Origin of the sequence: Modestobacter sp. VKM Ac-2978, from assembly GCF_026968025.1 — a bacterium.
GTDB lineage: Bacteria > Actinomycetota > Actinomycetes > Mycobacteriales > Geodermatophilaceae > Modestobacter.
Genome location: NZ_JAPVBP010000001.1, coordinates 245414 through 262081 on the forward strand (window position 1 = coordinate 245414; position 16668 = coordinate 262081).

The window sequence follows — 16668 nt, forward strand, 5'->3', positions numbered from 1 at the left end:
GTCGGCGTAAGGCTCGCTCGAGTCGGACCTTCCAGCCACCTCGTCAGCGCCGGAGTCGATCGACCCGTAGGCCGGGCTACCCGGCGCAGGTCCCTCGTAGAAGCGAGCAGGTCGTTGGTCTGCACCAACTGGTCGCGGACCTGCTCCTACCTTGAACGAGCTGATCCGGTCGCCAACAGGGATGCACACCTGGCGATGCGGCGGCTACAGCGACCGTGCTGGCAGATGAGGTGCCGGACTCCGCGGTGGGTCGGCACTCCGGACCGGGTGACAAAGCTGCTGGATGGCCTTCGCGTCGCCACCTGGCCCCGGCCAGCCCTCCGCCGAGAGCGTCTGGTCGTCCGTGACTCACAAGGAGCGCCCGGCCAAGTCGCCCGCGGCGTCGCGACCTGGCCGATGGCCAGCTCGATAACCGGTGGTGCCAACGAGGGCCGCCCGGCGACTTCGTTTCGGCAGGCTCGGTCGGCCAAGACCACACCTTGCCCGGCTACCGCTTGCAATCAGTATTTCCTCTTCACCGACTCGAAGCTAGATGAAGAGCCTAGCGCCGCTTGCGTATAATCCTCGCAGGCGATCCCACGACCACAGAGTTCTCCGGAATATCGCGCGTGACGACAGCCCTTGCTCCGACGACTGACCCTCGGCCTATTCTAATGTTCCCCAGCACGGTCGCCCCGTACCCGATCAAACAGTCAGACCCGACCGTTGTGCTGCTCTGGCCCGCTCTGGCGAAGCTGGTGATAACTTGGTCGGAATCGTCGAACGGGTGATCATTGCCAATGAACGCGACATTGCTTGATATTAGTACGTCGTCGCCAACGGATAACGTGGTCTCGACGTGCAGGCCGCGAGCGATGCTGACTCGGTCGCCGAAGACTATTGGACCCTCACTGGCGAAGACCGCCCCGCCGCCGATGCGAAACCGCGAGCCATGCTTGAGGACGCCTCGGTACTTCAACCTGATGCGCAGCAGTCTGGTCGCGGTTAGCGGAGCTCTAAGCACAGACAGAATCCCGGGAATTCGTCGTTCTGGACCTAGTTGATCAGACATGCCAGTAGCCCCTCAGCCATCTTCTCTGTCGAGTACGTATCAGCAACGACCTTTGCGATCTCGTGGCGATCGACCTCCATACTCGCTATTTGCGACATCGCGCCCGAAAGGCTCTCGTGGTCGCCTGCAGCGAAAGAAACACTGTTCCTCTCATTTAGAAGAACAAACTCGGGGGCATGGTTTACGCCAAACGGCCAAATCACCGGGCAGCCAAAGCCCAACGCCTGAGTGACATTGAGCCCGACATATCCAGACGAGATGCAAGCGACGGCGCGCTGGAACTCGCTCTGCAGAACTACGGGGTCGTTAACCCAGCCACGAAAGTCAACATGATCATCCAGTTTCAGGCGCCCAACTTGCTCACGAAGGGCCCCTTCTTGGTTGCCTGAGCCAAAGACGACGAGTTTCGCCGCAGCGTGGCCATTCGCTCGGTAGTGGCCAAACGCATTAATGGCGAGCAGGGGATTCTTATCGGCGGACAGTCGCCCAATCCATACGAATCGCTCGGGCTCCGGTGCCGTTTCGGACGCTCCCATACGCCAGCGCGGGTACAGTGAATTGTGCGCCACGTAGGTCTTTACATTCGGAAGCGCAGATCTCAGCTCGCCTGCCTCCCGATCCGTGTAAAGCAATGCGCCGTCTGCAATTTGACACAGCAGCAGTCGAAGTCTGGCCGTGGCGGAGTCTTTGCCGGAACGTGGCCACACATGTCCCCAGACTGTGGTTCGTCGCTTAAGCACCCGCCTCGTTAACAGCAGGACTATGGTGTTCAGATTCCTCGGATTCAGCTCAACCATCAAGCTGGAGCATCGGATCCCAGCTCCCCATACGCCGCGCTGCCAGCCAAGCCTTCTGCCAAGGATGTATCGGTTTGCTCCTGTGCTTTGCACCAAGGGTGACTGAACGTCCGTCGCGACGGACTGCACAAAGTGTCGATCACCGACAAGAAAGCGAAGACTCGCGGATCCCTCAAGTGCATCCAAAAGGGACTGTCTGTATGAGCCCATAGCTGGTTGAAGCACCACCATCGAAGCTTCACCTGTCGATTCTTTGGACATCCCGATCTCCCTTGCTGGGTCGCCTTAATGAGCCAAACATGCCCAATACTAGGTACGTACGGCCGTAGCCATCGCAATAGGGCGAACGGTCATCAGCAGAATCAATGCGATGACCATCTGAGAGTGCGGGAGAACGAAGCGCACCCAACCCCGTGTCGGTCCGCGAAATGCTGCTAGCGCAAATATGGAGCTCGCAATTGGAAAAAAGGCGGTCATGCGTCAATCGCCCTCCGTCTACGCGTGGCGGCGAACGGCCAAAGGGTGACGGATAGTAGAGCCATGGTCACGGCCCAATACCACAGTGCGATTAGGGCGGATTCCGAAATCACCCATGCTAATAGGGTGGAAGCCGCAGCTGCTGTCGTCACCACAAGTCGGACCATGAGCCCGCGCCGTTGATGCGAGTTGGCCCGTAGCTCGTATATAAACGGGCCGGAAAAGGCTGTAAAGACCATGACTATGGCTATGGGAGCGAATATCCCTGCCATGGTTCGTGAGCCAAGTGTCAGGATGCCGCCACCCAATCCGAGCGCAAACAGCAGCGACACTGCTCCCAGCAAGAGCGCCAAGAAGGCCACTCTTGATTCTGCTCTCCGTGTAGACGTCAGAATCTTTGTGCCCAAAGCTTGTTGCAGTGTATTGAGCGGGCCCAAGAGGGACTGGCTTAGGCGTACAAAGCCGAAACGGAGAGGGTCGGCTGCGAAAAGGATAGCTGGCAACTGAAGCGCCGCTAGCCCGAGGCCCTGTTCAAGCACCTGGAATTTTCCCAGGGAAGCGGCTTCCCGGAGGGGAACTGGCTTTTGTCGGTCCGAGCGGCCTGTGCCTGTCCCTACGAGGATGGCGATCCAGGCGGCGTATGTGGTCCCCAGTACGCAAGTCGCCAATATATCGGATGCCTGATCGAACGAAAAAAGTAGAATGCTCACGAGAGATCCCAGTGCCAGGGTTAGGTCGCCCGTGAGAACGTTCACGTATCTCCGATTCGACCAGCTTACGTAACGAAGCGAGTCGCCGACCATCGCACCGAACACCAAGATGGTAAAGGGTAGGAGTTCGTACTCTCCTGACGCCGCGCACACGGTGGCTATGCCAATGGATATAATCGCTGGAAGTGTTACCGCGCCTGCTTTGGAGATTGGCCTGGTAGTCGTTCGGCCAATGCTGAGGGCAGGTTCCAACATAAAGGCGCGAACCAGTGCTACTCCAAGCGTGGCAGCCAACTGAAGTGCCAGAAGCTGAGTAGCCAATGGGTGGTCTAGGTCGGACAGGAAAACGCAGAATGGAAGTGCGGCAGAGGCTGAGCTGTAGGCGACCTGGCTTAAGGGGACGGCCTGAGCCGACACGAGCATACTTAGCCGGCGCGATATCCGGCACGCGTTACTGTCGCCATCACCTGGTGTGGCGGGCGTCTTCAGCCTGCTGAACCGGCGACGCGCATGATTCTTCACCGCCACGGGAACGGTGTTGGCCTCATTGCTCTCGGCAACGTCAGCTGTCCAGCCGAACGCGCCTGCCAGACCGTTCGTCGTCGAGGAGTTGGACATCCGCGTCTACCATGATGCGCACCAGGTCGGGTGTTAAGACCTTGGGCTCCCAGCCAAGCTCGGTCTTGGCCTTACTGTAGTCCCCGATGAGAGCGTCAACCTCCGTTGGGCGCTCATAGCGCGGATCGTAGTCGACATACTTTTCCCATTCCAGTCCAGCGTGCTCGAAAGCCATCCGGACAAAATCCCGAACCGAGTAGGCGGTGTTGGTGGCCAGTACGTAGTCCTGGGGTACCGGGTGCTGAAGCATTCGCCACATGCCCTCCACATACTCGGGGGCGTAACCCCAGTCGCGGACCGCGTCGAGATTCCCCATAAAGAGTTTGTCCTGCAGGCCAGCCTGGATCCGTGCGACCGCGCGGGTGACCTTTCGGGTGACGAAGGTGGCGCCGCGGCGAGGGGACTCGTGATTGAACAGAATGCCGTTGACTGCGAACAGGTCATACGCCTCCCGATAGTTGCGAGTCGCCCAGTATGCGTAGAGCTTGGCTACGCCGTAAGGGCTTCGAGGATAGAAGGGAGTTCGCTCGTCCTGTGGCGGGGGGGTTGCGCCGAACATCTCCGACGATGATGCCTGATAGATCTTCGTGCGGACACGGGCAGCACGAACCGCCTCCAGCAACCGCATCGCGGCAACTCCGGTGACGTCCCCGGTGAATACCGGTTGGTCGAAGGACACGCGGACGTGCGATTGGGCGCCCAAGTTGTAGACCTCGTCTGGATTGACCTCACGCAGCACGTTGATTAGCGTGACACCGTCATTGAGGTCGCCGAAGTGTAGGAATAGTCGCTGGTTGGCGGTGTGCGGGTCCTGATAGACGTCGTCGAGCCGTTCGGTGTTGAACGATGACGATCGACGGATCAGCCCGTGCACCTCGTAGCCCTTGCTCAGCAGGAGTTCCGCGAGGTAGGAACCATCCTGGCCGGTGATGCCCGTGATCAACGCTGTCTTCGCCATCTGTCAGCCCCCGCTGCTGCATGATTCGGGCCGTCCCGAATCCGTCGGGCAGTAGCGTAGGGGGTGACTCAAGGATGGGAGTAGCCACTGTGGCGCTGAGCACACTCGATCGAAGTGCCCGCACCTACATCGCGGGCCACCGCGGCCTGGTTGGGGGCGCGGTGCTACGGCACTTCGCGCGCATCGGTTTCGATGACCTGGTGACCCGCACGTCGGCGGAGTTGGACCTCCGCGATCCGGTGGCGGTTGAGACCTTCTTCGCCGAGCAGCAGCCGGCCACGGTGGTGCTCGCGGCCGCCAAGGTTGGAGGCATCATGGCCAACAGCACCTACCCGGCGGACTTCTTGTCGGACAACCTGCGCATCCAATTGAACGTGCTGGATGCGGCCGCGCGACACGGAGTCACCAAGCTGCTCTTCCTCGGGTCGAGTTGCATCTACCCCAAGTACGCCGAGCAGCCGATTCGGGAGGATTCGCTCCTCACCGGCCTGCTCGAGCCCACAAACGACGCCTACGCGATCGCCAAGATCGCCGGGGTGCTCCACGTGCAGGCGCTCCGCCGGCAGTACGGGTTTCACTACATCTCGGCGATGCCGACCAACCTGTACGGCCCCGGTGACAATTTCGACCCGGTCGGGTCTCACGTGCTCCCAGGCCTCATTCGCCGGTTCGACGAGGCGGCGCGGGTGGGTGCTGAGTCGGTGACGGTCTGGGGCACGGGCACCCCGCGGCGCGAGTTCCTGCACGTCGATGATCTGGCCCGGGCCTGTGTGCACCTGCTGGAGAACTACGACGAGCCGGAGCCGATCAACGTCGGTGTGGGGGAGGATCTGCCGATCCGGGAGCTCGCCCAGCTGGTAGCGGAGATCGTCGGCTACCGCGGTGAGCTCGCATTCGACACCTCGAAGCCGGACGGGACGCCGCGGAAGCTACTGGACGTGGGCAAGATCCACAGCCTCGGTTGGAAGGCGCAGATCAGCCTTCGCGACGGCCTCAGTGAGACGTATCGCTGGTACCGGCAGCAGCTGGCTGCTGGCCCGCTGGAACGGGGCTGACCGGTTGGGTGGCGAGGCTTGTGGTCCAGGCCTCGTACATGGCAAGTGAACGGGCACCAGTTAGGTGCTCGGCGGCGTAGTAGCGACCGCTCTGCCCGAGCGTCTTGGCCGTGTCTGGATCGTCGGCCAGGGTCTCGATCGCGGCGAGGATGGCTTCGGAATCTCCGGCGCGCACGGTGAGGCCTCCGTCGGAGAGCGCCATCAGAGCGGCTGCACCGCTCTTTGGGTCAGTGGCCGCGACGACCGGCCGACCGGCGGTGAAATAGGTGGTCAGCTTGCTGGGAACCGACATCTCGACAACGCCGGGCTTCTCGTGCAGCACCAGACAGTCCGCCGCCGCCAAGGCCGCCTCGAACCGGCCTTCCGGCAAGGACTCCAGGAAGGAGGCGTGAGACAGGCCCCCGGCGTAGGCGTGTAGTGCTTCCTTGCGCGCGCCGTTGCCCAGCAGGACGACTCGCACCCGGCTCCTGCGGTGCTCGGCGAGCCGGGCTACGTCGATCAGCCCCTCCAGCCCCTGCTTCGCGCCCATGTTCCCTGCATGGAGCGCGATGAAGTCGTCGTCGCCCCAACCGAGAGCGAGGCGCGTGGCGGCGCGATCATCGTCGACTGGCATGGTGACGTGGGCCCAGTTCGGGATGACCTCAATCCGCTCCCGGGGTATGCCGGCTTTGATCAACTTCCGCCGGAAGACGTCGTGGATGACGGCGATGCCCTGCACGCGCCGGAAGAGGAACAACTCCAGCCATGCCGTCGCCCGGGCGAGGGCGCCTCCGCCGAGTCCAGCTTCCGACACGGCGGCTCCATAGAGGTCCTGGACGATCACGCCCACCCGAAAGCCGAGCACGCGCCCGAGCAGGACCGCAGGCAGCAACGCCAGCATGGCCGGGCTCACCACGACCACGACAGCCGGCCGCGCCCGGATCAGATGAAGGCCGGCCCGAAGGGCGAAGACCACCTCCATCCACACCCGCGCCAGGCCGTGGGGGTTGGCCGGCACGGGATGAGCCACTCGGATGAGGTGGACCCCACGGTCGTCCTCCGGAGAGCGCGGGACCTCGTAACCGGGATGTAGTTGCCACTCCGGGTAGTGCGGGTGGCCCGCCACGACGGTCACGTCGTGCTCCGCACGAGACAGGTGGCGAGCGAGGCCGGTCGTGTAGGGAGCAATGCCCGTGGTCTCCGGCGCGTAGTTCAGACCGACCACCACCACCTTGAGTCGCTGGTCGTTTGAACGGTCCACTAGTGCCATGCGACTCTCCTGGTGCTGTATTGCGCGCCGAATCGGCGCCCCCGTGCGGTGAACCGTATCCTCGCTCGGTGTCGAGAATGCGTGTGATCGATCTCTCAGTCGCTCCGGGTGCCGGAGAAAGCTGGAATGTGCCCGCCTGGAAGGTCTACGCCTGGGCCGTCACCGAACTACTGATTGTGACCAATCCATGGCAGATCAGTTCCCGGGCGCGCAAGGCGGCGCTCGTGGCCTTCGGTGCACGCATCGGCACGGGCGTCATCCTGCGCCCGCGGCTGCGGGTCCGGTTCCCCTGGAAGCTCGTGATCGGTAGCCGCAGTTGGATCGGTGAGGATGTCTGGCTGCACAACCAGGACCAGATGACCATCGGCTCCGACGTGGTGATCTCTCAGGGCTCTTTCATCACCACGGGGTCCCATGCGCTGCGCCGCGACATGGCCCTGATCACCAAGCCCGTCATCGTGGAGGACGGCGCCTGGGTCACTGCCCGCTGCATCGTCCTCGGCGGCAGTCGGATCGGCGTCTCCGCCGTGGTGACACCCGGCACGGTGGTCGCCGGAGACGTGCCGGACGGCATGGTGTTCGGTCAACCCGGTGGGGCGGTGCTCCGACCCCGTTTTCCAGCCGTCGGCGCTGTCGAGGGATGAAGTGAACTCACGTCGTCCCGCCCAGGGGGATGACGCCCACAAGGCAAGGGCTCGTCCATTCGGTGATCAGTGACCTATCGTCCCGGTGCCGGGCGGTGCGATGGGCGACAGCCACGCAGTGCCCCCGACGAACGGGGACGTAAGTGGAAATGCGAGAGGTGCTGTCCGCGCTGCGCGTCGGGTGGTGGTTGCCAACGGTCGGTCTGGTGACCGGCGGGGTGGTGGCGTTGGCCATCAGCCTCCTGCAGACCCCGCTGTACACGTCGGACACCCAGCTGTTCGTCTCCACCACGGATTCGACGTCCACTTCCGACGTCTTCACCGGCAGCCAGTTCTCCCAACAGCGGGTCACGTCGTATGCGCAACTGCTCACCGGTGAAGAGTTGGCCGCACGGGTCATCGACCGGCTCGACCTGGACGTCACCGCAGCAGAGCTGACCGCGGGGATCACCGCGACGGCTGTGACCGACACGGTCCTGATCAATGTCTCGGTGACCCATCCGTCGCCTGAGCGGACGCAACAGATCGCAGCCACCTTGGGGGCTGAGTTCATTGCCTTTGTCGGGGAGCTCGAGACTCCGGAGGCCGGGCCTTCGCCCGTCCGGGTGGCGGTCACAGACAGCCCTGAGGTCCCCACCGTCCCGAGCTCCCCGCAGACGGCACGCAACGTGGCGCTGGGGCTACTCGTCGGGCTGCTCATCGGCGCCGCGCTGGCCATCGCCCGAGTGCGGCTTGACCGTTCTGTCCGAGACGCCGAGGAGGCTGCGGAGCTCGCCGGCGCCCCGGTCATCGGGGTGATCCTGCGTGACGAGGCCCTGGTCAAGGAGCACACCATCGACCAGGGCAGCTCCAGTCGGACGGCCGAGGCCTACCGGCAGCTGCGCACCAACCTGCAGTTCCTCAACGTCGACGAGCCACCCAAGGCCATCATGATCTCCAGCGCCGTGCCGTCGGAGGGCAAGACCACCGTCGCGGTGAACCTGGCGCTCGCCCTCGCGGAGGCCGGCCGCTCGGTGACCTTGGTGGAAGGTGACCTGCGTCGGCCACGGGTGACCCGCTACCTGGGCATGGTCGGAGGAGCCGGGCTCACCAACATCCTGTCCGGGAGCGCCGAGCTCGAGGACGTGCTCCAGCCCTACGGCGACGGCGACCTGAAGGTGATCGCAGCCGGGCCCACCCCGCCCAACCCCAGCGAGCTGCTGGCTTCCAGCCACATGTTCACGCTCATCGACGACCTGCGCGCGAAGAACGACTTCGTGCTCATCGATGCACCTCCGCTCCTCCCGGTGGCCGACGCGAGCGGCTTGGCGGTCATCGTCGACGGGGTGGTCCTCTCCACCCGATACGGCAGCACCCGCAAGGAGCAGCTGCAGCAGGCGCGCGCCACGCTGGACCGGGTGGGTGCCCGCACGCTCGGGATCATCCTCAACATCGTTCCGCCGAAGGCTGAGGTCAGCTCGGCGTACGGGTACGGCTACAACTACGGCTACGACGCCGATCGAGGTGGCGCACACGCCGCCCGCTGACGTGATCCTGTGGATCATGCGCGGGCAGTGCCGCGGCTCTAGTGCCTCCTGAGCCGCCCTCCCAGGGGGCCCTGATCTCGACGGGGGAGACTGGGCGGGTGTCTCGCCACCGGCCTTCGGACGCGCCGTTCACGGTGCTGTTCGTCTGCACGGGGAACATCTGCCGCTCCGCCATGGCAGAGCGGCTGGCCCGCGCCTATCTCGACGAAGCCCTCGGTGACGATGCCTCGGCGATCGTGCTGCGCAGTGCCGGCACCCAGGCGGTCGTGGGCTCGGCGATGCACCCCGACAGCTCGCTCGTCCTTGCGGGCTTCGGTGGCGACGCCGCCGAGTTCACCGCCCGCCAGCTGCTCGACGGCATGGCCATCGACGCCGACTTCACGCTGGCCCTGACCCGGAACCACCGACGGGCCGTGCTCAAGGCCGCACCCCGGGCGCTGTCCCGCACGTTCACCCTCCGCGAGGCCGCCGACCTCGCCGGCCTGCTGGAGGAGGACGAGGAGCTGCCGGGCGAGACCTTCACCGCTCGCTGCCGTGCGCTCGTCGGGGCACTGGCTGCCGCGCGCTCCAGGCGGTCCAGCACTGCTGCCGAGGATGTTGCGGACCCGATCGGTGAACCGGTCGAGGTGCACCAGCAAGTGGGCGAGGAGATCGCCGCTGCCCTGGTGCCCCTGCTGGACCGGATCCTGCGACTCCGGACCCCGGCGCAACAGGGCGCCGAGGAGTCCGGCGGGGCGACGTCCGGCTCGCCGGTTCGCTGAGCCGCCGACTGGTCAGCTGGCGATGCGGTCGTCCTCCACCCGCACGGCGGGATGGGATCGGACGCTGAGGAAGAGCACCTCGGCCAGCGGGCGAAGCGCGGTGGCGATGGTCGAGGCGACGGCGTCGTGCTCGGCCTTCCGCTGGCTGATCGGATCGGCGACGTCATCGGCATCGGTCGTGAACCGACGTGCCCGGGCGGCGTCCAGCCGGCGTCCGAGCTCCCGCGCTCGCTGGGTCAGCGGAAGGAGCCGAAGGCCCGTGACGTCGACCTGCTGCAGGAGGTCCGCCGCCTCGGTGAGGGTGAAGGTACGGCGCAGGCCGCGGGGCGCCAGACGCAGTGCCTCATCGCGCTGCTTGCGGGTCATGGTGAGCACCAGGTCGGCGTCGGCGAGCAGCTCCCGGTCCAGGATCTGCGACCTGAAGCCGGCCGGGTCGCCGCCGAGCTGCAGCAGCGCCTCCGCGCTGTGCGGGTCCATCGGCTCTCCGGCCCTGGCTTCGACTCCAGCGCTGACCAGGTGCACTGCACCGAGCTCTGGGCTCTCGCTGAGGAACTCACCGGCCCAGGTCGCGGCCAGCCGCTCGGCCAGCGGTGAGCGGCAGACGTTCCCGGTACAGACGAAGACGATGCGCACCCACCGGACGCTAGGTCGGCGCAGCGACCTCACGCCCTCGTCGCTCGACGGCCTCACCCAGACGGGGTGCGGCGACCCCAGCCGTCACCGCTCCTAGCGAGGGACCTCGGGGAGGGCCTCGTTGCTGAACTCGTCGGCGTTCTGGCCCAGCGAGTCGGTCTGCAGATAGCCCCACATGCGCTCGCCGGCTGTCTGGTCCAGGTAGACGACGCTGGCCGCGCCCTCGGTGCCGGTGCCGAGCACCGGGGCGGTGAAGAACTCGACGTCGGCCGGGGTGAGGCCGCGCAGCGAGTAGGCCAGCGACAGCAGATCGCCGTTGTCGAGGGCGTCGTCGACGGCGACCGCGTTCGTGACCGCGAGCAGCGTCGAGTCCAGCTTGCCCGGTGAGGTGAAGACCTCCTGGCTGAACAGCTTGGTGAACATCGCCCGCAGGTAGTTCTGTTGCCGCTTCACCCGGTCGAAGTCGCCACCGGGCAGGTCGTAGCGCTGGCCCACGTACCAGCGGGCCTGATCGCCGTCGAGGTGGTTGAGCCCGGCGGTGAAGGTGTACGGCCCGTTGCTCGTCGTCTCCGAGACCACGACGTCGACGCCGCCGAGGTCGTCGGTCACCTGTATCAGCCCGTCGAAGTCGATCGCCGCGTAGTGGTCGACACGCACACCGGTCAGCTGCTCGATCGTCTGGATGAGCAGCGTCGGGCCGCCCAGGGCGTAAGCAGCGTTGATCTTGTTCTTGCCGTAGCCGGGGATGTCGACCCAGGAGTCGCGGGGGATGGAGATGACCTGAGCGTGCTCCCGGTCGCCGGCGAAGCGGGCCAGCATGATCGCGTCGGCGCGGGCGTCGGGCAGCTCGCCCGGCTCGAGTTCGGCGCGGGTGTCCGAGCCCACCAGCAAGAAGGTGACCGGGTCGGCGGTCGCCTCAGGCTGGTCGACCGGCGACGCGGGGGCCGGGCGGGCGCCCTCCTCGAGCTCGGCGAAGACGTCGCCGACCCGCTCGATGTTGCCGCCGTACCGGTTGCTGACGAACCACAGTCCGGTACCGATGGCAAGGGCGAGCACCAGTGCTAGCGCGCCCAGGCTGATCAGCGTGCGCCGCATCCATCGCCGTCGGGGGGTGGTCTCGACCACCTCGGCATCGGTACCCCCCGGTTCCGCGGCGGGTCCGTCGCCACGTGCCTGGACGCTCATGCCCACCGCCTCTCTGCCACTTCATCGGACCCTAATCGCAGCGAACCGCCGAGCAGTGGTCGTGGACGGCCAGGTCATCCGAGGGAGGGACGTCCTCCCAGTGGGTGGTGACGGTGATGTCGGTCCCACCGGTGAACAGTCGGACACTCCTGAGTGACGGCGGCTGGCGCCCGTTCGGGTCCGTTGTCTACCGTCGCGGGGAGTTGGGCGCGTCGGGTGTCCGCAGGTAGGGGAGTGGCACGCGCATGAAGATCTCGGTCATCGGTTGCGGCTATCTGGGTGCGGTACACGCCGCGTCGATGGCCGAGCTCGGGCACGACGTCGTCGGCATCGACGTCGACCAGCCGAAGATCGACGCGCTGCAGCGGGCCAAGGCCCCGTTCTACGAGCCCGGCTTCGAGGAGCTGCTGGGCACCTCGCTGGCCTCGGGACGCCTCCGGTTCAGCACTGACATGGCCGACGCTAGCGACGCCGTCGTCCACTTCGTTTGCGTGGGCACCCCGCAGAAGCGCGGGGAGTACGCCGCGGACCTGCGGTTCGTCGAGTCGGCCGTTGAGAGCCTGCTGGCGGCGCTCAAGCCCGGTGACCTGGTCGCCGGCAAGTCGACGGTCCCGGTGGGCACGGCGGCCCGGCTGGCTGAGCTGGTGGCCGACAAGGTGCCCGGGGCGATGCTGGCCTGGAACCCGGAGTTCCTCCGCGAGGGCTTCGCGGTCCAGGACACGCTGCACCCCGACCGGCTGGTCTACGGCCTCCCCGGCGGCCCCGACGGCGAGACGGCGCGGGCGATGCTGGACGAGGTCTACGCCTCGATCGTCGCGGTGGGCACCCCACAGGTGGTCACCGACTACGCGACCGCGGAGATGGTGAAGACCGCGGCCAACTCCTTCCTGGCCACGAAGATCTCCTTCATCAACGCGATGGCCGAGCTGTGTGAGGCCACCGGTGCCGACGTCAAGCAGCTGGCGGACGCCATCGGCCACGACGACCGGATCGGTCGCAAGTTCCTCAACGCCGGCCTCGGTTTCGGCGGCGGCTGCCTGCCCAAGGACATCCGGGCGTTCATGGCCCGCGCCGGGGAGCTGGGTGCCGATCAGGCACTGACGTTCCTGCGTGAGGTCGACAACATCAACATGCGCCGCCGGATCCGCATGGTCGAGCTGGCCCGCGAGGTCTGCGACGGCTCATTGGTCGGTAAGCGGGTGGCGGTGCTGGGAGCGGCGTTCAAGCCCAACAGCGACGACATCCGGGACTCCCCGGCGCTCAACGTCGCCGCCCAGCTGCAGCTGCAGGGCGCCGCGGTGCGGGTCACCGACCCCGCGGCCGGGGACAACATCCGCCGCAGCTGGCCGCAGCTCGATGCCGTGGACACGCCGGAGGAGGCCGCGGATCGGGCCGACGCCGTGCTCGTGCTCACCGAGTGGCAGCAGTACCGGGACCTGGACCCCGTGGCCTTCGGCAAGGTCGTCGGGCAGAAGCGGATGCTCGACGGGCGCAACGCCCTGGACCGCGACCGCTGGGTGGCCGCCGGCTGGACCTACCGCGCCCTGGGCCGCCGCGCCGGCTGACCTGATTCGGACGAATCGCGAATTGGCGGCGCCCCGGCATTGCGAGGTTGTCCGGTACGCCAGGCGACTCAAGCCACGCTGCGAACGCTAGGGAGTCGGATCGTTCGCTTGGTACCTATAGGCGCGTGGGGATGGTCGGGTTGATTGGCGGGCATGTAGCCCCGTTTCGGTCAGCCTTCCCTGCCGGCTGCGTGCATCGGCAGCCAGCAATGCGGCGCGCTGGAGGTGCTGATTCTCCGCCGTGAGCTTCCGCAGCTGAGCGGATCCTGGCTCCCTACGGTGCTCAAGGTCCCTCGCCAGCTGTCGTCGCTGGTCGGCGAGGACCAGCAGCAATACGAGGGGCAACCAGAAGTAGCGCTGGAACATGATGGGCGCGGTCTGTGCGTAGGCCAGCGCGGCGACGGCGCCGCCGACTGCGGCCTCATGCATGGGAGCTTCCGGGAGGCGGCGGTACAGCATCGTCCGTACTGCGGGAGTCAGTGCGACAAGTAGCGCGACGAGTAGCAGCAGACCGCCCTGATACCAGTACAGCAGAAAGATGTTATGCGCCTGCGTGACGCCGTCGTAGGTCCCGCCAGAAATAATGTCGAGGCCGCTGCCCACGAACGGCGATTCAAGGATGCGTTGCCATGCTGATTGCCAGGTGCGGAGACGGATCTCAAGGGTGGAGATATCGCCATTGCGGCCGGTCGCGCTCGCGAGCCGGGCGAGCGGATCGCCGCCAGTCAGGGCGCCCTGGATTCGCACAGCGATGTACAGGGCGAGACCAGCTCCGGCTGCACCGACGAGGATGGTCCTGAGGCGGATACGGGCGCGGAAGAGCACAACGAGTGCCGCAACGACCGCGCTGGCCATGCCCGTCACGCTCCCTGAGAGGACCAGGCCGATTCCACATAGCGCGGCTAGCGCGGCGACGATGGGTTGACGCGCGGAGCCTCGGTTGAGCAGGAGAGCGATGCCGATGGCGATGGCGATGGCGAGTTGCGCACCCTGATCGTTGACGTGATCGGCGAGTCCAGGTGCGCGTTGCCCGTCACCGCCGACGAGCTCACCGCCGGCGGGAAAGATCCCGAGTGCGACCTGCCCAACGGCGGCGAGGCTACTGAGGGCCGATCCAGTGAGGAAGGCCAGCATGGTCCGTCGAGCAGTGGCGGGGGTGTCGAGGAGCGCGCGTGCTTGCCACCTCCATATGAGCCACAGATAGACCAGCCGCGCCGCCGTCAGCCAGTTGCCAGCCGGGTCCTCGCTGTTCCCCGCAGCCCAACCTGCGGCGATGAGTGCTAGGTACGCAGCTGTCGGCCAGGCGAGATGGACAAGATGGCGGGGCCTCGCCGGAGACAGGAGAACTAGACCTGCGCAGGCGACGAATAGGAGGTCGGCGACCGTAAATCCAGCGATCCGGATGGCGACGAGGGGTGTCGTCAGAACGCCTGCGTACCAAAGTGTTCTGGCAGCGCCGAGTATTTCGCCTGTTCCTGACGCTCCGGGCACGCAGAGAGCATAGGAGTCCCTCGATTGAGTCGGGCGCTTGCGCGGTCAAGCTAAGCGCGTCGAGCCAGGCAGACGTCGCATCGGACCATCCGATACGGGGCCAGAGCGGACGGAAGGGGGGGGCATCGGCCGGGGCTGGGCTGATCCCGCGGTCGTCGCGGGCCGCGAACCGTTAGAACGCGGGGACGTAGCCCCATGGCTCGATCGGGCGGCCGAGCGGAGGGCGACGAGCCGGTTGGCGTGTGTAGTCCGGCTAGCAGCCGGGGGCTTCAACAATTTCTGCGAGGACCCTACGATCCCGCGTTGTGGTGTAGGGCGCGCACCTGGCCGGCGGAGTCCTCGACGGCGTCGACGTAGGCGGGCGGAGTGGTCCCCGGCGTACGCCTGCGCGGCGTCGTTCCGCGGCCGGTAGTCGACCTTGGGCCGAGGTCGGGCGGTGGCGAGTTCACTGATCGCGAGCCGGACCTGCTCGTCAACCGCGCTACTTGTGAAGTCACCCGGCAGGGTTAGGCAGTCGTTGCCCGCACCCGTGTCCAGCTTCGCCACGCGCGCCTCGCCGATGTCGCGCTGTGGTCGGTAGGCCGCCTCTAATCCTCGGGGGAGGTCCTAGTGCCGGAGGGTGTCCGTCGGGGGGAGCGGGCGAGCGTGTGCCCGGTCGTGAACCGGTAATGGCGTGAATTGGTTGAGCATCGCCCCAGTGACAGGCCGCGGTGTACCCCGTGACCAGGTGCTCAGCGGCCGTGGCAGGTCGAAGACCCAGTTCGCCCACGGCCGGTCGGCCGTGAACGTCGCGACGGCGAACGGGATGCCGACGCCGGCCGCGACGGCCACCAGGGCGATGACGTACGGCTGGTCCACCCCGAGCTGCACGAGCACGATCCGGACCCCGGCCACCACCAGCACGTGCGCCAGGTAGATCGGCAGGGTGCGGCGGCCGATCGCGGCCAACAGGTCGCGCAGTGGCGGCACCCGGGCCAGCAGCACCGAGACGGCGAGCAGCGCGACCGTGCCGGCGACCGCGGCGCCGAGGCTCAGTGCCCGCTCGACCAGTCCGACCTCGGCCGGCAGCGTCGACGGCACGACGTCGGCCTGCAGCAGCAGCCCCAGCGAGGCGGCGCCGAGCAGCCCGACCGCCGTCCAGACCCAGACGGGGCCCTGCATCCACGTGCCCAGCCGGGCCAGCCCGACCATGGACCCGGCCGCGGCGAACGCCAGCAGCGAGAGCCCGGTGAGCCCGAACAGGGTCGGGTTCCAGCCCCAGGTGAGCAGGCTCGCCAGCACCAGCCCGCCGCCGCCCAGCAGTCGGCGGGCCGGGCCCTGCCACGGTCGCAGCACCGCCAGCACCACCGCCGTCACGATCAGGAACGGCAGGAACCACAGGTGGGCGAACGGCTCCCACACCCGCCAGATCGCCCCGGCGTCCCGCGGCACGTTCTTGACCTCGTTGGTCGCCAGCTCGGCGAGGCTCTGCACCAGGAACCAGAGCAGGTACAGGTAGAGCATCAGCGTGGCCCGCTCACGGACGTAGCCGGCCGCCCCGCGCCTGGTCACCGCGCGGGGGACGAACAGCCCGAGCAGGAACGCCAGCGCCGGCATCCGGAACAGGTACAGCGCCGAGTTGACCGCCCCGAGGGGGTGGTCGGCCGGGATCAGGCCCGCGTTCAGCATGCCGTCGATGGAGTGGTTGGCCGCGACGCCGATGATCGCCACGGCCCGCGCGACGTCGATCGCCGCCACCCGCTGCGGGCGCGTGGGGACCTCGGTCACGCGGCAGAGCCTAGGTGTCGATCTTCCCGTGTCCACCTGGGGTGTGAAGGCGTCTGCGCAGGTCAGCGGCCCGTTCCCTGCTGTCCACCCGGCGTTCACCCGGAGGGATGAGTGGCACCAGCGCAGTTGGCAGCGCCCTATCATCTGGACGCTGTTGCGGGCGGACTCCGCCGATGGCACG

General features: G+C 66.5%; 13 protein-coding genes. 5 read left to right on the forward strand and 8 right to left on the reverse strand.

Translation table 11 applies throughout. The features are described 5' to 3' along the window. Positions 1-541: 541 nt before the first annotated feature. From O2W53_RS01120 to gmd, 3 genes are all read right to left on the reverse strand, one after another. The gene (locus tag O2W53_RS01120; RefSeq protein ID WP_269161204.1) at positions 542-1051 is read right to left on the reverse strand and encodes an acyltransferase; all 510 of its coding nucleotides are present in this window, start codon (positions 1049-1051) and stop codon (positions 542-544) included. Beyond that, the gene (locus O2W53_RS01125; protein ID WP_269161205.1) at positions 1036-1848 is read right to left on the reverse strand and encodes a glycosyltransferase; all 813 of its coding nucleotides are present in this window, start codon (positions 1846-1848) and stop codon (positions 1036-1038) included. The genes O2W53_RS01120 and O2W53_RS01125 overlap by 16 nt, the downstream gene beginning before the upstream one ends. 1749 nt (positions 1849-3597) lie before the next feature. Further along, positions 3598-4611, reverse strand: coding sequence for a GDP-mannose 4,6-dehydratase (gene gmd / locus O2W53_RS01130; protein ID WP_269161206.1), 1014 nt, complete (start codon positions 4609-4611; stop codon positions 3598-3600). 89 nt (positions 4612-4700) lie between these two features. On the opposite strand from gmd, the gene O2W53_RS01135 reads away from it, so the two are divergent. Further along, on the forward strand, positions 4701-5666 hold the full coding sequence (locus O2W53_RS01135; protein WP_269161207.1) for a GDP-L-fucose synthase family protein: 966 nt from the start codon (positions 4701-4703) through the stop codon (positions 5664-5666). On the opposite strand, the gene O2W53_RS01140 is transcribed toward O2W53_RS01135, so the two are convergent. Next, complete coding sequence (locus tag O2W53_RS01140; protein ID WP_269161208.1) at positions 5605-6915, reverse strand: glycosyltransferase family 4 protein; 1311 nt, start codon at positions 6913-6915, stop codon at positions 5605-5607. The two genes, O2W53_RS01135 and O2W53_RS01140, sit on opposite strands and share 62 nt — an antisense overlap. A 77-nt stretch (positions 6916-6992) precedes the next feature. Between O2W53_RS01140 and O2W53_RS01145 the strand changes: the two genes are divergently transcribed. The 3 genes from O2W53_RS01145 to O2W53_RS01155 all read left to right on the forward strand — a co-directional run bounded on the left by O2W53_RS01145 (position 6993) and on the right by O2W53_RS01155 (position 9846). After that, complete coding sequence (locus O2W53_RS01145; protein ID WP_269161209.1) at positions 6993-7559, forward strand: hypothetical protein; 567 nt, start codon at positions 6993-6995, stop codon at positions 7557-7559. A gap of 149 nt (positions 7560-7708) precedes the next feature. Next, entirely contained in the window at positions 7709-9085 is a 1377-nt protein-coding gene (locus tag O2W53_RS01150; protein WP_269161210.1) for a polysaccharide biosynthesis tyrosine autokinase, read from the forward strand. Positions 9086-9183: 98 nt separating this feature from the next. Continuing rightward, positions 9184-9846, forward strand: coding sequence for an arsenate reductase/protein-tyrosine-phosphatase family protein (locus tag O2W53_RS01155; protein WP_269161211.1), 663 nt, complete (start codon positions 9184-9186; stop codon positions 9844-9846). 12 nt (positions 9847-9858) lie between these two features. Here O2W53_RS01155 and O2W53_RS01160 read toward each other — a convergent pair whose 3' ends face one another. Together O2W53_RS01160 and O2W53_RS01165 are read right to left on the reverse strand one after the other, a co-directional pair. Then, entirely contained in the window at positions 9859-10479 is a 621-nt protein-coding gene (locus tag O2W53_RS01160; RefSeq protein WP_269161212.1) for an arsenate reductase/protein-tyrosine-phosphatase family protein, read from the reverse strand. 93 nt (positions 10480-10572) lie between these two features. Further along, the gene (locus O2W53_RS01165) at positions 10573-11604 is read right to left on the reverse strand and encodes an LCP family protein (protein ID WP_269161213.1); all 1032 of its coding nucleotides are present in this window, start codon (positions 11602-11604) and stop codon (positions 10573-10575) included. A gap of 305 nt (positions 11605-11909) precedes the next feature. Between O2W53_RS01165 and O2W53_RS01170 the strand changes: the two genes are divergently transcribed. After that, positions 11910-13229: a UDP-glucose dehydrogenase family protein gene (locus tag O2W53_RS01170; protein ID WP_269161214.1), complete on the forward strand. Its 1320-nt coding sequence runs from the start codon at positions 11910-11912 to the stop codon at positions 13227-13229. A gap of 87 nt (positions 13230-13316) precedes the next feature. Here the strand turns inward: O2W53_RS01170 and O2W53_RS01175 are convergent, their stop codons facing one another. Together O2W53_RS01175 and O2W53_RS01180 are read right to left on the reverse strand one after the other, a co-directional pair. Then, positions 13317-14363 carry an O-antigen ligase family protein gene (locus tag O2W53_RS01175; protein WP_269161215.1) on the reverse strand — a complete coding sequence of 349 codons (1047 nt, stop codon included), beginning with the start codon at positions 14361-14363 and terminating at the stop codon, positions 13317-13319. 963 nt (positions 14364-15326) lie between these two features. Next, complete coding sequence (locus O2W53_RS01180) at positions 15327-16487, reverse strand: acyltransferase family protein (protein ID WP_269161216.1); 1161 nt, start codon at positions 16485-16487, stop codon at positions 15327-15329. Positions 16488-16668: the final 181 nt, after the last annotated feature.